At 70.0% G+C, this 16,704-nt stretch carries 18 protein-coding genes; 13 read left to right on the forward strand and 5 right to left on the reverse strand.

Features of this window, described 5'->3' with window-relative positions; translation table 11 throughout:
* The first annotated feature begins 120 nt into the window (after positions 1 to 120).
* The 3 genes from ACFV9C_RS17965 to ACFV9C_RS17975 are packed head-to-tail and all read left to right on the forward strand — an operon-like array spanning position 121 to position 3,511.
* Positions 121 to 1,212, forward strand: a complete 1,092-nt coding sequence (locus tag ACFV9C_RS17965) for a thiamine pyrophosphate-dependent dehydrogenase E1 component subunit alpha (RefSeq protein WP_380194901.1) — start codon at positions 121 to 123, stop codon at positions 1,210 to 1,212.
* Between the two features lie 2 nt (positions 1,213 to 1,214).
* Entirely contained in the window at positions 1,215 to 2,201 is a 987-nt protein-coding gene (locus ACFV9C_RS17970; RefSeq protein WP_380194903.1) for an alpha-ketoacid dehydrogenase subunit beta, read from the forward strand.
* Positions 2,198 to 3,511 (forward strand): dihydrolipoamide acetyltransferase family protein, encoded by a 1,314-nt coding sequence (locus tag ACFV9C_RS17975; RefSeq protein WP_380194904.1) that lies wholly within the window; start codon positions 2,198 to 2,200, stop codon positions 3,509 to 3,511. Before ACFV9C_RS17970 ends, ACFV9C_RS17975 begins: the two co-directional genes overlap by 4 nt.
* On the opposite strand, the gene ACFV9C_RS17980 is transcribed toward ACFV9C_RS17975, so the two are convergent.
* Entirely contained in the window at positions 3,508 to 4,209 is a 702-nt protein-coding gene (locus ACFV9C_RS17980; RefSeq protein ID WP_380194907.1) for a TetR/AcrR family transcriptional regulator, read from the reverse strand. The two genes, ACFV9C_RS17975 and ACFV9C_RS17980, sit on opposite strands and share 4 nt — an antisense overlap.
* A gap of 105 nt (positions 4,210 to 4,314) precedes the next feature.
* Between ACFV9C_RS17980 and ACFV9C_RS17985 the strand changes: the two genes are divergently transcribed.
* Entirely contained in the window at positions 4,315 to 5,403 is a 1,089-nt protein-coding gene (locus ACFV9C_RS17985) for a hypothetical protein (protein ID WP_380194908.1), read from the forward strand.
* Here ACFV9C_RS17985 and ACFV9C_RS17990 read toward each other — a convergent pair.
* Entirely contained in the window at positions 5,400 to 6,578 is a 1,179-nt protein-coding gene (locus tag ACFV9C_RS17990; protein ID WP_380194910.1) for an MFS transporter, read from the reverse strand. The genes ACFV9C_RS17985 and ACFV9C_RS17990 overlap by 4 nt on opposite strands.
* Positions 6,579 to 6,702: 124 nt before the next feature.
* Here ACFV9C_RS17990 and ACFV9C_RS17995 point away from each other — a divergent pair, with 124 nt between their 5' ends.
* Positions 6,703 to 7,152 carry a MarR family winged helix-turn-helix transcriptional regulator gene (locus tag ACFV9C_RS17995; RefSeq protein WP_380194912.1) on the forward strand — a complete coding sequence of 150 codons (450 nt, stop codon included), beginning with the start codon at positions 6,703 to 6,705 and terminating at the stop codon, positions 7,150 to 7,152.
* Between the two features lies 1 nt (position 7,153).
* Complete coding sequence (locus ACFV9C_RS18000; protein WP_380194913.1) at positions 7,154 to 7,342, forward strand: DUF3099 domain-containing protein; 189 nt, start codon at positions 7,154 to 7,156, stop codon at positions 7,340 to 7,342.
* On the opposite strand, the gene ACFV9C_RS18005 is transcribed toward ACFV9C_RS18000, so the two are convergent.
* Positions 7,327 to 8,199, reverse strand: coding sequence for a LysR family transcriptional regulator (locus ACFV9C_RS18005; protein WP_380194914.1), 873 nt, complete (start codon positions 8,197 to 8,199; stop codon positions 7,327 to 7,329). The two genes, ACFV9C_RS18000 and ACFV9C_RS18005, sit on opposite strands and share 16 nt — an antisense overlap.
* A gap of 71 nt (positions 8,200 to 8,270) precedes the next feature.
* Here ACFV9C_RS18005 and ACFV9C_RS18010 point away from each other — a divergent pair, with 71 nt between their 5' ends.
* The 7 genes from ACFV9C_RS18010 to ACFV9C_RS18040 all read left to right on the forward strand — a co-directional run bounded on the left by ACFV9C_RS18010 (position 8,271) and on the right by ACFV9C_RS18040 (position 15,566).
* Positions 8,271 to 9,323 (forward strand): SDR family oxidoreductase, encoded by a 1,053-nt coding sequence (locus ACFV9C_RS18010; RefSeq protein WP_380194916.1) that lies wholly within the window; start codon positions 8,271 to 8,273, stop codon positions 9,321 to 9,323.
* Between the two features lie 27 nt (positions 9,324 to 9,350).
* On the forward strand, positions 9,351 to 9,935 hold the full coding sequence (locus tag ACFV9C_RS18015) for a helix-turn-helix domain-containing protein (protein WP_380195504.1): 585 nt from the start codon (positions 9,351 to 9,353) through the stop codon (positions 9,933 to 9,935).
* Positions 9,936 to 10,045: 110 nt separating this feature from the next.
* Positions 10,046 to 11,206: an NAD(P)/FAD-dependent oxidoreductase gene (locus ACFV9C_RS18020; protein WP_380194918.1), complete on the forward strand. Its 1,161-nt coding sequence runs from the start codon at positions 10,046 to 10,048 to the stop codon at positions 11,204 to 11,206.
* Positions 11,203 to 13,044 carry an FAD-dependent oxidoreductase gene (locus tag ACFV9C_RS18025; protein ID WP_380194920.1) on the forward strand — a complete coding sequence of 614 codons (1,842 nt, stop codon included), beginning with the start codon at positions 11,203 to 11,205 and terminating at the stop codon, positions 13,042 to 13,044. Before ACFV9C_RS18020 ends, ACFV9C_RS18025 begins: the two co-directional genes overlap by 4 nt.
* A complete protein-coding gene (locus ACFV9C_RS18030; RefSeq protein ID WP_380194922.1) occupies positions 13,041 to 13,943 on the forward strand; it encodes a dihydrodipicolinate synthase family protein in 903 nt (300 codons plus the stop codon). The genes ACFV9C_RS18025 and ACFV9C_RS18030 overlap by 4 nt, the downstream gene beginning before the upstream one ends.
* 7 nt (positions 13,944 to 13,950) lie before the next feature.
* Complete coding sequence (locus ACFV9C_RS18035; protein ID WP_380194923.1) at positions 13,951 to 14,952, forward strand: proline racemase family protein; 1,002 nt, start codon at positions 13,951 to 13,953, stop codon at positions 14,950 to 14,952.
* Between the two features lie 32 nt (positions 14,953 to 14,984).
* Positions 14,985 to 15,566 carry a nitroreductase family protein gene (locus tag ACFV9C_RS18040; protein WP_380194925.1) on the forward strand — a complete coding sequence of 194 codons (582 nt, stop codon included), beginning with the start codon at positions 14,985 to 14,987 and terminating at the stop codon, positions 15,564 to 15,566.
* A 55-nt stretch (positions 15,567 to 15,621) separates the two neighbouring features.
* Here ACFV9C_RS18040 and ACFV9C_RS18045 read toward each other — a convergent pair whose 3' ends face one another.
* Both ACFV9C_RS18045 and ACFV9C_RS18050 read right to left on the reverse strand, forming a co-directional pair.
* Positions 15,622 to 15,969, reverse strand: a complete 348-nt coding sequence (locus tag ACFV9C_RS18045; protein ID WP_380194927.1) for a UBP-type zinc finger domain-containing protein — start codon at positions 15,967 to 15,969, stop codon at positions 15,622 to 15,624.
* 78 nt (positions 15,970 to 16,047) lie between these two features.
* The gene (locus ACFV9C_RS18050; protein ID WP_380194929.1) at positions 16,048 to 16,680 is read right to left on the reverse strand and encodes an HD domain-containing protein; all 633 of its coding nucleotides are present in this window, start codon (positions 16,678 to 16,680) and stop codon (positions 16,048 to 16,050) included.
* Positions 16,681 to 16,704: the final 24 nt, after the last annotated feature.

Genomic DNA, 16,704 nt, shown 5'->3' on the forward strand with positions numbered 1-16,704 from the left:
TCGTAGGACCTCCAAGGCTCGCGGTGTGGCCAAACGTCTCTCAATAATTCCAGCTATGGAACAACTTGGCCAGGAGGGACGACGATATGGCTACCGTCCGTCTCCTGCGCTGGAGGGTTCATGACCACCGTCTCGGAGCAGCAACTGCTCCCCTCCGCGGAACCCGTCTGTCTGATCGACCAGAACGGCGTACCGCACGAAAACCCGTCGTACGAGCTGCCCGCGAGGGATCGGCTGGTCGACGGCTACACACAGTTGATCAAGGCCCGCCGGTTCAACGACCAGGCGAGTGCGCTGGTCCGCCAGGGACGGCTGGCGGTCTACCCGTCGTCGTACGGGCAGGAGGCGTGCCAGATCGCGGCCACGATGGTGCTCCGCGAGGACGACTGGCTGTTCCCGACGTACCGCGACTCGGTCGCGATCATGAGCCGGGGCGTCGACCCGATCGAGACGCTGACGCTGCTCCGCGGCGACTGGCACTCGGGCTACGACCCGTACGAGCACAAGGTCGCGCCGCAGTCGACCCCGCTCGCGACCCAGCTCCCGCACGCGGTCGGTGTCGCGCACGCGGCCCGGCTGAAGGGTGAGGACACGGTCGTGATGGCGCTGGTCGGCGATGGCGGTACCAGCGAGGGCGACTTCCACGAGGCGCTCAACTTCGCGGCGGTGTTCCGGGCGCCGGTGGTGTTCTTCGTCCAGAACAACGAGTACGCGATCTCCGTACCGCTCGCCAGGCAGAGTGCCGCGCCTTCCCTTGCCCACAAGGGAATCGGGTATGGCGTTCCCGGTGAACGGGCTGACGGCAACGATCTGGCCGGGCTGCTCGCGGTGCTCGGGAAGGCCGTGGAGAAAGCGCGTTCCGGCGAAGGGCCGCAGCTGATCGAGGCGCACACGTACCGGGTCCAGGCGCACACGAACGCCGACGACGCGACCCGGTACCGCGAGGACGCCGAGGTCGCGCCGTGGCTCGACCGCGACCCGATCGACCGGCTGGTCAGCTATCTCTCGGCGAACGGCGGGTTGACGGACGAGGTGAAGCAGCGCGCGGAGGAAGGATCTACACGAGTAGCCGCGCAGCTACGGGACGGGCTGATGCCGGAGCCCGAGGTGGAGCCGGCCGAGATGTTCGCCTACCTGTACGCCGAGCAGACGCAGCAGCTGCGCGAGCAGGCCGCGTTCCTGCGCGACGAGCTGGCCCGAGAGGAGGCCTGACCATGACGCACACGAAGATCTCGATGGCGCAGGCGCTCAACCAGGCGCTCCGCGACGCGATGGCCGCCGACGAGACCGTGGTGATGTTCGGCGAGGACGTCGGCGCGCTCGGCGGCGTGTTCCGGATCACCGACGGGCTGACCGCGGAGTTCGGCGAGAACCGCTGCTTCGACACGCCGCTGGCCGAGGCCGGCATCGTCGGGATGGCGGTCGGGATGGCGATGAACGGGATGCGCCCGGTGGTCGAGATGCAGTTCGACGCGTTCGGGTACCCGGCGTTCGAGCAGGTCGTCTCGCACGTCGCGAAGATGCGCAACCGGACCCGCGGGAAGGTCACGCTGCCGATGGTGATCCGGATCCCGTACGGCGGCGGGATCGGCGGCGTCGAGCACCATAGCGACTCGTCGGAGAGCTACTTCGCGCACACGCCCGGGCTCACCGTGGTGACGCCGGCGACCGTTTCGGACGCCTACGGGTTGTTGCGTAAGGCAATCGAGTTTCCGGATCCGGTCGTGTTCATGGAGCCGAAGAAGCTCTACTGGGCGAAGGAAGAGGTCGATCTCGCCGAGTCGCAGCCGGCGATCGGCAAGGCCGTCGTCCGGCGGGAAGGCGCGGACGCGACGCTGATCGCGTACGGGCCCGCGGTGCCGGTCGCGCTGGAGGCGGCCGAGGTCGCGGCGGCGGAGGGGCGGCAGCTGACCGTGGTGGACCTGCGGTCGGTGGTGCCGTTCGACGACGAGACGGTGTGCGCGGCGGTACGGCGGACCGGGCGCGCTGTGGTGGTCGCGGAGGCGAGCGGGTTCGCGAGCGTGTCGTCGGAGATCGTGGCCCGGGTGACCGAGAAGTGCTTCCACTCGCTGGCCGCGCCGGTGCGGCGGGTGACCGCGTTCGACATCCCGTTCCCACCGCCGAAGCTGGAGAAGTACCAGCTGCCGAGCGTGGACCGGATCCTCGACGCGGTCGACGACCTGCAGTGGGAGGACTCGTGAACACCTTTCTCCTTCCCGACCTCGGCGAAGGCCTCACCGAGGCGGAGATCGTGCGCTGGCTGGTGAAGGTCGGCGACGTGGTGGCCGTCGACACCCCGATCGCGGAGGTCGAGACGGCCAAGTCGATCGTCGAGTTGCCGTCGCCGTACGCCGGGGTGATCGAGGAGCTGCACGGTGAGCCCGGTACGACGGTCCCGGTCGGGAAGCCGCTGATCACGGTCAGGGATCCGGCGGGGTCGGCGTACCGCGAGGATCCGGCCGGGTCGACGCACCGTCAGGATGCGGCGGGGTCGGCGTACCGCGAGGAGGAGCGCGCCGGGTCGGGGAACGTGCTGGTCGGGTACGGGACGGTGGAGTCGACCGGGGCCGGCCGCCGTCGGAAGCCACGGGTTTCCGGAGTTTCCGCGGTCTCGGCGAACGTGCCGCCGGCTCGGGTGCCGTTGGTGATCTCGCCGCTGGTACGGCGGATGGCGCGGGACGCCGGGATCGATCTACACGAGTTGACCGGGTCGGGGCCGGACGGGCTGATCGTGCGCCGGGACGTGGAACATGCGATCGCGTTCCGTGCCCGACCAGAGCCTGTGGCGCAGCCGGCTCGTGAAGATCGGACCGGTCTACACGAGTTGCGCCGTATGCCGATGAGCGGTTTCCGCAAGGCGGTCGTCGCAACGCTGACCCGGAGCCGGGCCGAGATCCCCGAGGCGACGACTTGGGTCGACGTGGACGCGACGGCGCTCGTCGAGCTCCGCGCATCGTTGCGGACGGCAACAGACCCGGGACCGGGTCTACTCGCGTTGATGGCCCGCTTCGTGGTCGCCGGCCTGCTCAAGTACCCGGAGCTCAACGGGTACGTCGACACCGCGCGCGAGGAGCTCGTCCAGTACGACGGGGTGAACCTCGGGCTGGCGGCGCAGACGGACCGCGGTCTCGTCGTACCGGCGGTCGGGAACGCGCACACGCTGACGACTCGCGGGCTGGACGCGGAGATCCGCCGGCTGACCGCGTCCGCGCGGGACGGTCGGCTGACCCAGCACGAGCTGACGTCCGGGACGTTCACGCTGAACAATTACGGCAGCTTCGGCGTGGACGGCAGCGCGGCGATCATCAACCACCCGCAGGTCGCGATCCTCGGCGTCGGCCGGATCATCGACCGGCCGTGGGTGGTCGACGGCGAGATCGCCGTTCGCAAACTGACCCAGCTGTCCCTCGTCTTCGACCACCGGGTCTGCGACGGCGGCACCGCGGCGGCGTTCCTCCGGTTCGTCGCCGACGCGTTCGAGAACCCGGCGTCCGTGTTCGCGGACCTCTAGAAGATCTGCCGCGGCCGGAGGCCGACGAGGATCACCCGCAGCCCGGAGGCGAACCGAGCCTCCGGGCCGGCGGTGCTCTCGCGGTTCAGGTACGCCGCGAGATGCCCGGCGTCGACCCCCATCCGGTCGGCCGACTTCGACGCCCAGCGCGGTTCGCTCAGGCCGCTGCGGCGTACCACCGAGAGCCACGCCGAGTCCGCGACGGCCGAGCCGATCAGGTAGTGGATGACGGCGGACACCGCCGAGTCCAAGTGCGTGCCCTTGAAGCCAGCCGCGGCCAGGATGTGCTGCACGCGGTCGGTGAGGGCCTGGTAGTTCGGTCCGAGTCCGGCGTGCGTCGGGAGGAGTCGCGCGGCCCACGGGTGTTCCCACAACGCCTGGTACGCGGCCGTCAGGACGTCGGTCACCTGTTCGCGCCAGTCGCCCTCGGTCTCGACCAAGGCGTCCGCAAGCACGGCGTCGACGATCAACTCGAGTAGATCGTCCTTGGTCGCGATCCGCCAGTACAGCGCGGAGGTTGCCGCCGTACCCAGCTCGGCCGCCATCGCCCGCATCGAGAACGCGTCCAGCCCATCCCGGTCCAGCACCCGGATCGCCGCCGCGACGATGTCGTCTCGGCTCAGCCGGTTCCGCGTCGGCTCCGGCTCGTCCCGCAACCACACCGATCCGAGCGCCGTCCGTCGATCTGCCTCACGCACTGAAACAGTGTGTCATAGTCTAGAACACCGTTTCACGACCAAAGTCGGGCAGCCCGCGACCTCGGTACGACGACCTGCCCGCCGTACCGGCGAAGACTCGACGACATGACGATCAACCGCGCCCAGTTCCTCGCCCTCGGAGCAGCCGCAGCAACGGCAGGGGCGGCGACACCAGCGGCGGCGGCGCCGAACCGGCTCACGCTCAAGGGCGTCGCGTACGACACCGGCGGCGGGCCTGACGACAGCCGCGCACGTTGGCGGCGCAGCCTGATGCGCGGCGAGATCCGCGCCGTCCGGCACCGGCTGCACGCGAGCTGGGTCAGCATCTACGGCAGCGACGTAGGCCGGCTGATCGACACCGCGACCGCCGCGCTCGAGGAGGGGCTGACGGTGTCGATCCAGCCGCGGTCGTTCGACGAACCGCAGGCGGCGGAGCTGGAGAAGCTGCGGCAGGTCGCGGTCGAGGCGGAGCGGTTGCGCCGCCGGTACGACCGGGAGGTGATCCTGGTCGTCGGCTGCGAGTTCATGCTGTTCACGCCGGGGATCGTGCCGGGCGCGAGCTTCGCCGAGCGGGTCGAGTACCTGGCCAAGGGCGGCTTCGACATGGCCGAGCTGCAACGGACGTTCCGCGCGTTCACCGCCCGCATGGTGAAGGTTGCCCGCAGCAACTTCCATGGCCGGGTGACGTACGGCGCGGCGTCGGACCTCGAGCAGGTGGACTGGTCGATCTTCGACGTCGTCGGGCTGGACTACTACTCGTACCACGCGGACCACGCCGGCCACGCGAAGGAGCTGGCTCCGTTCCGGCGATGGAACAAGCCGATCCTGATCCTCGAGTTCGGTTGCTGCACGTTCACCGGCGCGGCGAAGCTCGGCGGGATGGGGTGGGACATCGTCGACTACAGCGGCGACGTCCCGGTCATCCCACCGCAGTACGTGCGCAACGAGCAGGAGCAGGCGGACCACCTGGCCGACATGCTGCAGGTCTTCACGGAGCAGGGCTTCCTGGGGGCGTCGCCGTACACCTTCATCTCACCCGACGCCCCGCACCGCCCCCACGACCGCCCCCACGACGAGGACATAGCCGCCTTCACCCTCTGCAAGGTCCTCCGCCTTGAAGACCAGAACCCAACGTCCCCGTACTACTGGCTACCGAAGAAGTCGTTCCACACGGTGGCGAAGGTCTACCACTAGTGGCTTGCTTCAAGAGCTAGTGCGGGGGTGTGGCTGGTGCGGTCTAGGAGGCCTGAGATGAGTGCGACAACAAGGCCGGCGACAGCGAGCGCAGCGCCGACCCAGTTGGGTGCGGTGTAGCCGAGGCCGCGCTCGATGGTCAGGCCGCCGAGGTACGCGCCTACAGCGTTGCCCAGGTTGAACGCGGCGATGTTGGCGGCGGACGCCAGCGCGGGAGCGCCCGGGGCCTTGTCCATGACGCGCTTCTGCAGCGGGGCGACCGTGGCGAAGCCGGCTGCGCCGAAGAGCGCGATCGTGATGGCAGAGGGGATCTTGGCGTGTGCCGTGAAGACAAACACGACCAGTACCGCGGCCAGCAGGGTAAGGATCAGGTACAGGCTCGGCATGAGCGACCGGTCGGCTGCCTTGCCGCCCAGCAGGTTGCCCACCACGAGCCCTCCGCCGAACAGCACCAGTAGCCAGGTCACCGCGCCGGCAGAGAAGCCCGCGACCCCGGTCATCATCGGTGCGATGTAGGTGAACGACGCGAACACACCCGCGAAGCCCAGCGCAGTCATAGCAAGCGCGAGCCACACCTGCAGGCTCTTGAACACTGCCAGCTCGCTACGCAGACCAGGACCTTCCGCAGAACCCTGCCGTGGTACCAGGAACACAATGCCCAGCAGCCCGATCACCCCGAGCGCAGTGACCGCCCAGAACGTCGACCGCCACCCGAAGTGCTGTCCGAGTGCGGTCCCACCCGGTACGCCGAGCACGTTGGCGATCGTCAGCCCGGTGAACATCAGCGCGATCGCGCTCGCCTGCTTCGCCTTCGGTACCAGCGACGCGGCCACCACCGATCCGACACCGAAGAACGCTCCGTGGGACAGGGCCGCCACGATCCGCCCCGTCATCAGCACGCCGTACGACGGAGCGACCGCGGAGAGCAGGTTGCCCGCGATGAACACGCCCATCAGCGCGATCAGCACGGTCTTGCGGGAGACCTTGGAGCCGATCGCGGTGAGCAGCGGGGCGCCGACCACGACACCCAGCGCGTAGCCGGAGATGAGCAGTCCGGCGGACGGGATGCTGACGCCGAAGTCGGTGGCGACCTCGGGGAGCAGCCCCATGATGACGAACTCGGTGGTGCCGATCCCGAAAGCGCCGATAGCGAGCGCGAGGAGGGCCGCGGGCATGGGTTCTTCTCTCTTCCGAATGTAGTCTTATGACTGTTACCGGCGTGCGCGATAGTTGCACACGCGGGCTATTGCACAAGCGCTATGATTGCGCATGCAAGCTTGATGTTCAAGTGGAGGTGTCGTGGGACTACCGGATGACGCCGCGGAGGCGCGGGCGCAGGGGTGGCGCACTCTGGCGGCGCTGCATGCCCGGACAGAGGACGAGCTGGAGCGTGCGCTGCAGAAGGAGCACGGGCTGTCCGTGAGTGAGTACAGCGTGCTGGACGTGCTGGCGCGGCAGGACGACTACCACCTGCGCATGAACCAGCTCTCGAACGCAGTAGTGCTCAGCCAGTCCGCTACTACCCGCCTGGTGAACCGCCTGGAGGACCGCAAGCTGCTGCAGCGGTACCTGTGCCCGACGGACCGGCGCGGGATCTACACAGAGGTCACCGAGGCCGGCCGTGACCTGCTGGACCAGGCCCAGCCGACACATGACGCCGTACTGACGTCTGCGCTGTCGACCGCTGCCGAGCTACCTGAGCTGTCTCCACTGGTGCGTGCGCTGGGGAAGCTTCCGCTGACGGTGTGACATGGCCCGCAAGTACGACAACCGCAAGCTGTACCTCCTGTTGATGGGCAGCTGCGCCACGTTGATCATCCTCGCCTGGTTCGTCGTGCGGCTGTTCTCGATCCCGGCAGCCGTCGCGATGAGCGCAGTCGCCGCCGTACTGCCCCCGGCCGCCGCGATCGTCGCGAACTGGGGTCACGACAAGCGCTGACCCGCCAGCACCTCGATGAAGGCCGCGGCCAGTGGGTCAGGCGTGCTGCGGGTGTACGCCGTGAGCGTCCGACAGACGGGTGGCTCCGTGCGGAGGACGTGGCCGTCGAAGTCCTTCGGGAGGATGTTGTCGGGCACCAGTGCGGGGCCTAGCCCGGCCGCTGCGAGTGCGGGCGCTGCCGCTGTCTGCTCCGTGCGTACGGCGATGCGCGGCTCGAAACCGGCTTGCGCACAGGCGTTGTCGAGGACGTCCGCGAGTCCGTGGCCCGGTGCGTAGTGCACCCAGGAACGGTCCGCGAGGTCCTGCAGCTTGACCGTGGTCCCGGTCGCTGCCGGGTCGTCGGTGGCGACCACCACGACCAGTTCCTCGGTGCCGAGTACGTGCGTGACGCCCGGCCAGTTGGCGGGCTCGGGGCCGACGGCGAGGTCGGCCTGGCCGGCGTGCATCGCGTCGACGAGTTCGTCGGTATGGCGGTGTTCGAAGAGGCGGATGCCGACGTTCGGACGGGTCTGGCGCCAGCGCCGGAGCGCGGCGGGCAGCACGCCGAGCGTGATCGAGTAGAGCGTCGCGATCTGCAGCTCGCCGACCTCGAGGCCCGCGGCCTGCCGGGCGGCGCAGCGGGCTCGCTCCGCGTCGGCGAGCGCGGCGCGGGCGTGCGGGAGCATCGCGCGGCCGGTCGGGGTGAGTCGCACGCTGCGCGGCAGGCGTTCGAGGAGCGGGCCGCCCGCGGAGCGTTCGAGCGCGCGGATCTGGTGGGAGAGCGCCGGCTGCGTCACGTGCAGGAGCTCGGCGGCCCTCGTGAACGAGCCTTCGCCGATCACGGTGACGAAGTACTCGAGCTGCCGCAGCGTTGTCATGAGCTGAGTTTATGGCTCCGGTGAAAACTATGCCTTGGTTTTATCTTCGCAGGTCAGCGAGGCTGTCCGGTATGGAGAACGTTGCGTTGGTGGTGGGAGCCCGAGGTGTGATCGGGACGAATCTGGTCGAGCAGCTGGCGTCGCTGCCGGACTGGCGGGTGATCGGGCTGTCGCGGCGCGGCGACACCGACGTACCCGGGCGGGTGCGGCACGTTGCGGTGGATCTGCTCGATCCGGACGACACCCGGGAGAAGCTGTCGGGGCTGTCCGACGTGACGCATGTGTTCTACGTCGCCTACCAGGACCGGCCGACGTGGGCCGAGTTGGTGCCGCCGAACCTGGCGATGCTGGTCAACGTCGTGGACGCGATCGAACCGGTCGCGCGCGGGCTCCGGCACGTCAGTCTGATGCAGGGGTACAAGGTGTACGGCGCGCATCTCGGGCCGTTCAAGACACCGGCGCGCGAGGACGATCCGCCGCATCTGCCGCCGGAGTTCAACGTCGACCAGCAGCAGTTCCTGACGGCGCGAGCGGAAGGAAAGGCGTGGACGTGGTCGGCGCTGCGGCCTTCTGTGGTTGGCGGTTCGGCTCTCGGGAACCCGATGAACCTCGCGGTCGCGATCGCGGTCTACGCCTCGCTCTCGAAGGAACTCGGCGTACCGTTGCGGTTCCCGGGCAAGCCGGGGGCGTATCACTCGCTGCTGGAGCTGACCGATGCCGGATTGTTGGCCAAGGCAACGGTATGGGCGGCGACCGCGCCGGCGGCGGCGAATCAGGCGTTCAACATCACGAACGGCGACCTGTTCCGGTGGAGCGAGCTGTGGCCGAAGCTCGGCGCGTGGTTCGGGCTGGAGGTCGCGCCGCCGCTGCAGATGTCGTTGCAGGACGTGATGGCCGACAAGGAGCCGGCCTGGAAACAGTTGCAGGCGACGCACGACCTGGCCGCGACGTCGTTCGCCGAGGTGTCCTCGTGGCCGTTCGCCGACTTCGTGTTCGGCTGGGACTACGACTTCTTCGCCGACGCCTCGAAGTCACGCCGCGCCGGCTTCCACGAGTACGTCGACACCGAGCAGATGTTCTACCGCATCTTCACCGACCTCCGTCGGCGGCGCGTCATTCCGTGATGTGGCATGGTTCGGGCTGTGACTGCGATGGGTGCGGGGAAGCTGCTCGGGACGAACCTTCGGGCGCGGCGGGACGAGCAGGGTATCTCGCTGTCCGAGCTGGCCCGGCGGTCCGGGATCGCGAAGGGCACGCTGTCCCAGCTCGAGTCCGGTGCGGGCAACCCCACGATCGAAACAGTGTTCAGTTTGTCGAACGCTCTCGGGATTCCGGTGTCGGCGCTGCTGGCCGAGTCACCCGCCTCCGGCGTGGTCCTGGTGCGGTCCGCGGACGTCGACGTACTGTCCGGTGACGCCATCGACCTGCGGATGCTGCGGCGGCTCGAGCATCCGGGCGGGCTGTTCGAGATCTACCACCAGGAGGTCCGGCCGGACGCCGTACAGCACTCCGACGGGCACCCGGGGACCGAGCACCACGTCGTACTGTCGGGGTGCCTGCGCATCAACACCCATGGGCAGAACGCGGAACTCGGGCCGGGGGACTACCTCGCGTTCCGGGCGGCCGGGGAGCATTCGTACGAGGCCGTGGACGGTCCGGTGCGGTCGGTGCTGCTGCTCGAGTACCCGCCGGACGTGTACCCGACGGCGGCCGGCGGGCCGCATCTGCCGGGATAGTTCCGGAAAAGGTCCGGGAGAGGTCCGGTTGGGTGCATTGACCGGTCGTCGGAACCGCGCGTAATCTCGGTATCGTTCATTTTAGCGAACGTCCAGCCGAGGAGGCCGCCATGCACCGGTCCGCGACACCCGACGTGGTGGTGGTCGGCGCGGGCATGGTCGGAGCCGCGTGCGCGGAGGCGCTGTCGGCGGCCGGCGTGCGCGTGCTGGTGATCGACCGTGACGGCCCGGCGGCGGGTACGACGGCGGCCGGCGAGGGCAACGTGCTGGTCTCGGACAAGGAGCCGGGACCGGAGCTCGAGCTTGCGGTCGCGTCGCGGGCGGAGTGGGATGTCGTGCGCGGCCGGCTGCCCGCGCAGGTGGCGGACATCGAGTGGGAGGCCAAGGGCGGCGTCGTGGTGGCGACGGGCGACCCGGAGCCGCTGACCGCGTTCGCCGCGAAGCAACACGAGGCCGGGGTCGACGCGCGGGTGATCACGCCCGCGGAGGTCTTCGAGCTCGAGCCGCTGCTCACCCCGCGGGTGACGATCGGGGTGCACTATCCGGACGACGCGCAGGTGCAACCGGTGCTGGCGGCGACGGCGTTGCTGGCGGCAGTTCGCGAGCGCGGCGGCGAGGTGCGATCGGGGGTCACCGCGCTCGGCATCCGGCAGTCCCGCGGCCGGGTTGTCGGCGTCGACACGTCGGACGGCGACATCGCCTGCGGCGCGGTGCTGAACGCCTGCGGTCCGTGGTCGGGCGCGTTCAGCGAGGCGGCCGGCGCGCGGATCGAGGTGCTGCCGCGGCGCGGGATGATCCTCGTCACGGCGCCGCTGCCGGAGTGCGTGCGGCACAAGGTGTACGACGCTGACTATGTCGGGGCGGTGGGCAGCGGGGACGCGGAGCTGCAGACGTCGACGGTGGTCGAGTCGACGCGGGCCGGGACGGTGCTGATCGGATCCAGCCGGGAGCGGATCGGGTTCGACGACACGATCCGGGTGCGGGTGCTGCGGGAGCTGGCGCGGAAGGCCGTGGGGCTGTTCCCGTTCCTGGGCGACGTTCCGGTGATGCGCGCGTACGGCGGATTCCGTCCGTACGCGCCGGATCATCTGCCGGTGATCGGCGAGGATCCGCGGGTGCACGGGCTGTGGCATGCGACCGGTCACGAAGGTGCGGGCATCGGGCTGGCGCCGGTGACCGGCCGGCTGATCACGGAGCAGTTCCTTGGGCTCGCTCCACAGCTCGACCCGGCGCCGTTCCGGGTGGATCGACCGGCGGTGATCGCGGCATGACTGCGTATCAGCGTCCGCGCGTCGGCGACCCGGCCGAGGTCGGTACGCCGCCGACGTTCGAGGTGACCGTCGACGGTCGCGCGATCACGGCGCAGGCGGGTCAGACCGTCGCCGCCGTACTGCTGGCGAACGGCCACGACACCTGGCGGATCACTCGCGTCCGCAACCGTCCGCGCGGTGTCTTCTGTGGCATCGGCGCCTGCCAGGACTGCCTCGTCACCCTCAACAACACCTCCGACACCCGAGCCTGCCAACGCACCATCACCCCCGGCGACACCATCACGACCGAACCCGCCACCCTTCTCCCCACCGCGAACGGCACCACTGCGGCCGCCGTCGGGTCCACCTCCCCAGCAGCATCCGACCAGACGGGTCAGGCGTCCGCTTGGCGTGGTTCGGTGGGGGTTGGGGCGCGAGGCGTCGAGGTTGTGGTGGTGGGGGCCGGACCTGCCGGGGTTGCCGCTGCGTTGGCGGCTGCGGAGGGTGGGGCGGAGGTGTTGGTGGTCGACAACGGGCGGGCAGTCGGCGGGCAGTACAACCGGCAGCTGCCCGAGGAGTTCGCCGCGCGGCGGCCGGATCGGTTGCAGCACGAATGGAAGACGTTCGCGGCCCAGCGGGACCGACTGCTGGACCACCCGCGGATAGCGTACCTGCCGGAGACCTCGATCTGGGCCCTCGAAGAACTTCGGCTCTGGGCACAGACCGGCCCGGCGGATGCCCCCGGCCGGCAACCGTTCGCCATCGACGCCCAGGCCGTCGTGCTCGCGACCGGCGCGTACGACCGCGTCCTTCCCTTCCCTGGTTGGGATCTCCCCGGCGTCTACACCGCCGGAGCCGCACAAGCATTCGCCAAAGGCCAGCGCATCGCCGTCGGTCACCGGGTGCTCGTCGCAGGCACCGGCCCGTTCCTGCTGCCGGTGGCCGAGTCGCTGATCGGCGTCGGCGCGCAGGTCGTCGCACTTCTCGAAGCCAACACACTGAAGACCGTCAGCACCGGCTGGTCCACTGACGTGCTAGTTGCCCCGAGCAAGCTGCGGGAGACGGCCGGGTACGGCGCCCTGCTCGCCCGGCACCGGCTCCCGCTCCGGCACGGCTGGACCGTCCTCGCCGCCCACGGCTCCGACCACGTCGAGGCCGCCACGATCGCCCGCCTGGACGAGAGCTGGCACCCGGTGCCAGGGACCGAACGCCGGGTCGCCGTGGACGCGATCTGTCTCGGATTCGGCTTCACCGCCAACCTGGAGCTGGCGGTCTCCGCCCGCTGCAACCTCGGCACCGGCCCCGACGGCGGACCGGCCGTGACCGTGGACGCCAACCAGCAGACAACCACCCCCGGGTACTTCGCCGCGGGCGAGCTCACCGGCATCGGCGGTGCCGCCCTCTCCACCGCGGAAGGCGCCGTTGCCGGCGCCGCGGCCGCCCGCCATGCGCTGTCCGTCGCCCAACCGCCGGTGCGGACCACGGCGGACCCGGCCGTCGCCAAGGGGCGAAGGTTCGCGGCCGCGCTCGCCAAGGCGTACCCGGTCCGCGACGGCTGGAAGTCCTGGAGTACGGCGGAAACGCTCGTCTGCCGGTGCGAGGAGGTGACCCGCGGCGAGCTCGAGGCCGCCGCGGACGATCGCGGCCTGCAGGACGGCCGCGCGATGAAGCTGACTAGTCGAGCCGGGCTCGGCATGTGCCAGGGACGGGTGTGCGCGCGCACCGTCGCCGCACTGCTGGCCGGCCCGGGCGACGTACCGAATCCGAGCATGAAACGCCCGATCGCCGTGCCTGTGCGGCTGCGGGACCTGGCCGCCGCCGAGGTCGCGGAATCAGCAGAAACGATGGAGGAACAATGACCGAGAAGCTGGACGGCGTGATCGTCGCGACCGCCCTCCCGTACGCCGAGGACGCGTCGGCGCCGGCCGGGCTGCGCCCGGACCTGGACAAGTACGCCGAGCACTGCCGCTGGCTGGTGGACAACGGCTGCCGCGGCGTCGGGCCGAACGGGTCCCTCGGTGAGTACTCGTCGCTCACCGACGACGAGCGTCGCGCCGTCGCGAAGACCGCGATCGAGGCCGTCGGCGACGACGGCATCGTGGTCGTCGGTGTGCACGGCGTCGGCTCGCACCAGGCCCGGGCCTGGGCGGAGAAGGCCGCCGAGGACGGTGCGCACGGCGTGCTGTGCCTGCCGCCGACGATGTACCGCGCGAACCGCGGCGAGGTGATCGCGCACTTCACCGAGGTCGCGAAGGCGGGGCTGCCGGTGATGGTCTACAACAACCCGCTGGACACCAAGGTCGACCTGACGCCGGACCTGCTCGCCGAGATCGCGCAGATCGAGAACGTCGTCGCGGTGAAGGAGTTCTCCGGCGACGTCCGGCGGATCCTCGAGATCCGTGAACTGGCCCCGGACCTGGCCGTGATCGCGGGCGCCGACGACCTCACGCTCGAGGCGCTGCTGATGGGCGCGACCGGCTGGTTCGCCGGCTTCCCGAACGTGTTCCCGAAGGAATCGGTCCGGTTGTACAACCTCGCCCTCGAAGGCAAGCTGGAGGAGGCCCGGGCGCTGTACGAGCCGCTGGTCGCCGCGTTCCGGTGGGACTCGCGGACCGAGTTCGTGCAGGCGATCAAGTACGGCATGGACTACGTCGGCCGGTTCGGTGGACCGTGCCGGCCGCCGCGCGGGCCGCTCGTCCCCGAGCACGTCGCGCAGCTGGAGCAGGACATGAAGAAGGCAGTGGAGTCGCTGAGATGAGGTCGGCATGAGGTCCGTTCGGACGATCAGCGCGATCGACTCGCACACCGAGGGCATGCCGACCCGGGTCGTCACCGGCGGGGTCGGCGTGGTCCCGGGCGCGACGATGGCGGAGCGCCGCGAGTACTTCGAGAAGCACCTGGACGACCTGCGGTTGTTCCTGGTGAACGAGCCGCGCGGGCATGCCGCGATGAGTGGCGCGATCCTGCAGCCGCCGACCCGGTCCGACGCGGACTGGGGCGTGCTGTACATCGAGGTCTCCGGCTGCCTGCCGATGTGCGGCCACGGGACGATCGGGGTCGCGACCGTGCTGGTCGAGTCCGGCATGGTCACCGTCACCGAGCCGGTCACGCAGGTCCGGCTGGACACGCCCGCCGGCCTCGTCGTCGTTGACGTTGCCGTGAGCAACGGCCGGGCGGAGCACGTGACGCTGCGGAACGTCGCGTCGTACTCGCACGCGCTGGACGCCACGGTCGACGTACCGGGGCTGGGCACGGTCACGTACGACCTGGCGTACGGCGGGAACTACTACGCGATCCTGCCGCTGGAGCAGCTCGGGATCCCGTTCGACCGCGCCGAGAAGGACCGCATCCTGCAGGCGGGCCTGGACATCATGGACGCGATCAACGCCACCGACCGCCCGGTGCATCCGCTCGATCCCGGCATCAACGGGTGCAAGCACGTGCAGTTCACCGCACCGGGCGAGGACGGCGCCGACTCCCGCAACGCGATGGCGATCCACCCCGGCTGGTTCGACCGCTCCCCGTGCGGCACGGGTACGTCCGCCCGGATGGCCCAGCTGCACGCCCGCGGCGAGCTCGGCCTCGGCACCGACTTCGTCAACGAGTCGTTCATCGGCACCCGCTTCACCGGCCGCCTGATCGAGGAAACCACCGTCGGCCCGCATCCCGCCGTTATCCCCACCGTCACCGGCCGAGCCTGGATCACCGGCACCGCCAACTACCTGTTGGACCCCGACGACCCGTTCCCCACCGGCTTCGTCCTCTAGCTGGAAAGGCGCCGGATCATATAGTCCGGCGCATGGAGTTCGCCGAGGTACTGCGTCGTCGCCGGATGGTTCGGGAGTTCGAGGACCGTTCGATCGCCCCGGAGCTGGTCGAGCGGATCCTGGCCAGCGGGCAGCGCGGGCCGTCGGCGGGGTACGTCCAGGGGTTCGCGTTCCTGGTGCTGACCGAGGCGGACGACCTCCGGCGGTTCTGGCCGTTCGCTCCGAACCAGACGCGGTACAAGCCGCGGGTGATGAACGCGCCGCTGGCGGACCGGGCGAGCTACCTGGAGCGGCGGGCGGAGCCGCGGTGGCCGGCGCCGTACTGGCAGATCGACACCGGGATGGCGGCGATTCTGATGCTGCTCGCCGCGGTCGACGCGGGGCTGGACGGGTTCCTGTTCTGGTTGATGCCCGATGCGAAGGCCGCGTACCCGGACTCCGAGGTTGCCGCGCACGTGCAGCGGTTCCGGGACGAGTTCGGGATTCCGGACGGGTGCGATCCGATCGGAGCCATTGCGATCGGGCATCGTGCGGAGGACCTGCCGCCCCAGCGCGCGAACGTCACGGCGGAGCGGCGTGAGTACGAGACGTTCATCCACCACGGCCGTTGGTAGACCCTGCGGTCGGCGGGTCGGCGGGTCGGCGGGTCGGCGGGTCAGCGGTCAGCGGTCAGCGGTGGAGGTGGGACTGCCAGTCGGTGGGGACGTTGCCGCCGGGGACGGGCTGGGTTTCGGGGCGGGAGGCCGGCGGGGCCAGGGTGGGGCCGTCGTAGTACTGGGACTCGCCGTAGTGCCAGAACCAGTCCTCGCCGGGTTCGAAGCTGCGGACGATCGGGTGCCCGGACTCGGCGGCGTGGGCGGAGGCGTGCTGGGCGGGGGACGAGTCGCAGCAGCCGATGTGGCCGCACTGGGCGCAGCGGCGCAGGTGGAACCACCAGCCGCCGGCGTCCAGGCACTCGACACAGCCGGTGCCGCTCGGCGGGACGGTGCTGTCGATACCCGGGGTTCCAGAAGTCATACCGGACATCCTGTCCCGTCCCCGCCTCCCGAACAAGGAACGCCGTTCCGGCTCGAGCCGGAACGGGTTGTGCGACGGCTACTCCGGCCAGGCCGAGTTCTTGATGACGTCGACGAAGTCCGTACGACGGAAGCCGGGGACGAAATGCTCGAGTACGTCGGCCTTCACGTTGCCGAAGGTGGTGTCCGGGCGGTCCTGGATGCCGGTCGTGAACGCCGCCAGGATGCGCGGCTTGAAGTCCGGCCGGGGATGCGCCGCGGTGACGGCGGCGCGCTCGGCGTCGGTGATCGCGTCGTACCCGATGCCGAGGACGTCGAGTTCGACACCGCGAGTGACCAGGGCGATCTCGGCGGACATCCGGAGTGGGATCTCCGGGGTGGTGTGCAACGCGATCGCCGTCCACACGCGGTCGGCGGGGTCGCCGGAGATGCCGTGGGTGTTGAGGAAACGGCGGGCCTCGTCGGCGCCGTCGAGTTCGAAGCGCTGGTCAGTACGGCGGTAGCGCTCGGTGAGGCCGAGGTCGTGGAACATCGCGCCGACGTACAGCAACTCCGGGTCGTAGGTGAGGTCGCGGCCGCGGAGAGAGCCGAACAGGAAGACGCGGCGGGAGTGGTCGAACAGCAGCGGGGTGGCGGCCGCGCGGACGAGTTCGGTGGCTTCGCGGGCGAGTGTGCTGTCGGGGATCCGGATGCCGGCGATCTCCTCGGTCATCGGTGCGTCCTGCCTTTCAAGAAG

The organism is Kribbella sp. NPDC059898 (assembly GCF_042730855.1).
Classification (GTDB): Bacteria; Actinomycetota; Actinomycetes; order Propionibacteriales; family Kribbellaceae; genus Kribbella.